Here is a 3,477-nt window from a genome sequence, read left to right on the forward strand (position 1 = left end):
CGAGGTCGACGACCTCGTCCTGGGCGCTGCGCGGCACGATCATGCGGGTCAGCGCCGTGCAGGTCTGCCCGCAGTTCAGCATCATGCCGATCACGCCGGCCGGGACCGCCTTCGAGAGATCCGCACCATCGAGGATGACGTTCGCCGACTTCCCTCCCAGCTCCTGGCAGATCCGCTTGACGGACGGAGCGCCGAGTTCGGCGATCCGCGCTCCCGCCTCAGTCGAGCCGGTGATCGAGATCATGTCGACCTCGGGATGCACGCACAGCGCCTCGCCCACCGTGCGGCCCGCACCGGTCACCAGGTTGAACACGCCGGCGGGAAGCCCCACCTCGTCGATGATCTCGGCGAGCAGGAACGCGTTGAGCGGTGTCTCCGAACTCGGCTTGACGATCATCGTGCACCCGGCGACGAGCGCCGGCGCGACCTTGCCGACGATCTGGTGGAGCGGGTAGTTCCACGGGGTGATGAACGTGCACACACCGATCGGTTCCTCGACCACGATCGAGTGACCGATGCGCTCCGGCTCGGCTGCCGCGAAGTCCCGGCCGATGCCGACGTACGACTGCATCACCGACACCGGGAGACCGGCCTGGACGCGACGTGCGTTCGTCATCGGCATGCCCTGCTCGCCCGAGACCAGCGCGGCGATCTCCTCGGCACGTTCGGCCATCGCGGCGGCGATCCGCTCGACGTAGTCGACGCGCTCGTTGACGGTGAGGCGGGACCATGCCGGGAACGCTGTCCGTGCGGCCGTCACCGCGGCATCGGCGTCGGCGGTCGAGGCTGCCGGAACGGTCGCGATGACCTGCTCGGTCGCCGGATTGACCACTTCGATGACATCGGACGACGTGGTGGGCACCCACTCGCCGCCGATGTAGAGGTTGCTGTGGACGTGCATGAAGTCATCCTCGCGTAGATCGGATGTTCACCTCTGGTTGGCTCGCACGTCGATCCTGCGTCATCCGCTCCAGTCACACTCGCGGCATGCGTTCGTGGTGCAAGGCGACATTCGACTCACTCGGGGACTACATCATGAAGAACGGCTGGATCGATCCGACCGGCTCCACTCCCCCACTCTGGTTCGGCCACCCTGAACAGCCGGAGTCGACGACGGCGACCACCACCGGCGATCCGGTCGACGAAGCCGCCTGAGCGCAGGGTCGACCGGTTCCCTACGGTGTGGGGATGACCATCGAACTGCGCAACTCCGATCGCCTTCCGGCACCCGCCGGCTACTCGCACGCGGCGGTCGCCTCGCCGGGTCGAGTCGTGCATTTCGCCGGCCAGATCGGCACCGACGCCGACGGAGCGCATCCCGCCGGGCTCGCCGCTCAGACCGAGCAGGCCCTCACCAACGTCATCGACGCGGTCGAGGGTGTCGGCGCATCGGTGGACGACATCGCCAAGCTGACGATGTATGTGGTCGGGTGGCGCGAGTCGATGGGGGCCGAACTGTTCACCGGGATCGGCGCGTCGGGGCGACGCACCCCGATGCCGCTCGTCCCGATCACCCTCGTCGGCGTGCAGTCGCTGTTCCTCGACGAATCACTGATCGAGATCGAAGCGGTCGCCGTCATCGCCGAATAGACGGCGCTGGGTCACGGATCGATCCGCACCGGAGACGGGTCGAGGTTGCCGCGACGTTGCTTGTTCGCACGCGTTCGATCCCGTTCGGCTGCGTCCTCGGCCTGCGCGACGAACGAGTACCGGCCGCTCCCGGCCGCCACTCCCGACGGCATCGACCAGGACCAGACGCCGTCATCGTCCACCGGGATGTCGAGCGGGACCGCCCGCTGACTCCACCGTCGGTCGGCGCCCAGCGTCAGCCCGGTCTCGTCGTCGGTCACCGTCAACAGCACCCGCTCGACACGATGGTTGTCGGTTGCGCGACCCACGATGAACGCCGAGGACCCGGTCGGGAGCACGTCGTCGACGAAGGTCTCCGGGCTCTCCCCGTCGATGAGCACCGTGTTGGTGAACACACCAGCCACCCGGGGATCCCAGCCGTACTTCCGGTGACGGACCAGCTCCCGCGGGTGCCCCTCGAGGTAGACCGACACGGTGACCGGACCGGGCCCGAGCAGGCGCGCGTCGATCGTCTCGTCGATCACGGCGCTGAGCGTTCCCCAGTTCGGTTCCTCGACGACCGTGAAGCCCTGAACCGGAACCGACCGGAAGCTCTGCGCCATCATCGGATCGAGCGTCACCCACGCCACGTTGCCCATCCACGTCCTGGTTCCACGCCTCAACGCGATCCGCATGTCGCTGATGCCGTGCGAACCGACAGCCGGGATGAACGAACCGGGATTCGTCTTCGACTCGTAGTTCGCCGCGACCTCGGCGCGTACGCGCAGGGTGCCGTCGGTTCCGACCGCATCGGTCCCCTCCGGGGCCGGGTCGAGGAAGTCACACCTCAGGCTGTGCGCTCCAGCGCCCTGGGGTCGATAGTCGCTTCCAGCGATTCCGGATCGGCGACTCTTGAGCTTCCACACGGTCATGGGTCAGGATCGTTCCACGTTCGCGCTCGTCCGTGCGCCCGATTGTGCTGGGCCAGGGTCGACGGGGATCCCGTACTTGGCCCGGTTGTGGGCATGCGCGAGCTGTTGCATCGAGAACGCCGAGCGCAGCGCAGTCCACTGGCCCTGGGCCTCGAGCGTCTGATTGACACTCTCCTTGGCGAGCTTCAACGCGAAGGCGGGCTTGAGGGCGATCGTGTGGGCCATCGACATCGTCGACTCACGAAGTTCGTCGCGCGCCACGACGTGGTTGATCATTCCCATCGCCTTCGCGTCCTCGGCATCGAGGAACTCCCCGGTGAACAGCAGTTCCTTGGCCTTGCGCGCGCCGAACTCCCACGGGTGGGCGAAGTACTCGACGCCGTTCACGCCCATTCCGACGACCGGGTCGGAGAACTGGGCATCGTCGGAGGCGATGATCACGTCGGCGACCCACAGCAGCATCAGCCCACCGGCGATCGTCTTTCCCTGGGCGGCGGCGAGAACCGGCTTGGGGATGTTGCGCCAGCGCCAGCACATCTCGAAGTACACCTCCTCCTCGAACGCCATGTGGCCCTCCTGGCCTTCCCGCGCGTATCCCGCACTGGTCGACACCAGGTCGAAGTCGCGGTGGCTCTCGCGGTCGCGCATGTCGTGGCCCGAGCAGAAGTGCGGGCCGTCGGCCTGCAACACGATCACCTTCACGTCGGTGCGCCGCGACGCGTCGTCGAAGCACGCGTTCAGTTCGTAGGTCATCCGCTTGTTCTGCGCGTTGCGGCTGGCGGGACGGTCGAGGGTCACGACCGCGACTCCGCGATCCCCCGGATCGACGACCTCGTAGCGCAGCGTCGTCAGATCGTCGAGCGAGACGGTCACGACGCGAACCTGACGTCGTGGCCGTCGGAGCAGGTGTACTTGGTCATGCGTCGACCGTATGGAACTCGATCACATCGACTCGCAGCGAAGCGACCGCGGGTGC

Annotated in this window: 5 protein-coding genes; 2 read left to right on the forward strand and 3 right to left on the reverse strand. The window is 67.2% G+C overall.

The features are described 5' to 3' along the window. A partial coding sequence (locus tag WBV89_RS07190) for an aldehyde dehydrogenase family protein (RefSeq protein WP_423980651.1) occupies positions 1-901 on the reverse strand: 901 nt, incomplete at its 3' end. 86 nt (positions 902-987) lie between these two features. Here WBV89_RS07190 and WBV89_RS07195 point away from each other — a divergent pair. Next, on the forward strand, positions 988-1,155 hold the full coding sequence (locus WBV89_RS07195) for a hypothetical protein (protein WP_423980652.1): 168 nt from the start codon (positions 988-990) through the stop codon (positions 1,153-1,155). A 33-nt stretch (positions 1,156-1,188) separates the two neighbouring features. Next, a complete protein-coding gene (locus WBV89_RS07200) occupies positions 1,189-1,590 on the forward strand; it encodes a RidA family protein (RefSeq protein ID WP_423980653.1) in 402 nt (133 codons plus the stop codon). An 11-nt stretch (positions 1,591-1,601) separates the two neighbouring features. Here the strand turns inward: WBV89_RS07200 and WBV89_RS07205 are convergent, their stop codons facing one another. Together WBV89_RS07205 and WBV89_RS07210 are read right to left on the reverse strand one after the other, a co-directional pair. Further along, positions 1,602-2,501 (reverse strand): hypothetical protein, encoded by a 900-nt coding sequence (locus WBV89_RS07205; protein ID WP_423980654.1) that lies wholly within the window; start codon positions 2,499-2,501, stop codon positions 1,602-1,604. 3 nt (positions 2,502-2,504) lie between these two features. After that, positions 2,505-3,374: an enoyl-CoA hydratase gene (locus tag WBV89_RS07210; protein ID WP_423980655.1), complete on the reverse strand. Its 870-nt coding sequence runs from the start codon at positions 3,372-3,374 to the stop codon at positions 2,505-2,507. Positions 3,375-3,477: the final 103 nt, after the last annotated feature.

Origin of the sequence: Ilumatobacter sp., assembly GCF_049588435.1 — a bacterium.
Taxonomy (GTDB): Bacteria; Actinomycetota; Acidimicrobiia; order Acidimicrobiales; family Ilumatobacteraceae; genus Ilumatobacter_A.

Excerpts from the sequence above, each read along its gene's own strand:
- WBV89_RS07195 (WP_423980652.1), top strand. The coding sequence starts at position 988 with ATGCGTTCGTGGTGCAAGGCGACATTCGACTCACTCGGGGACTACATC.
- WBV89_RS07205 (WP_423980654.1), bottom strand. The coding sequence starts at position 2,501 with ATGACCGTGTGGAAGCTCAAGAGTCGCCGATCCGGAATCGCTGGAAGC.
- WBV89_RS07200 (WP_423980653.1), top strand. The coding sequence starts at position 1,189 with ATGACCATCGAACTGCGCAACTCCGATCGCCTTCCGGCACCCGCCGGC.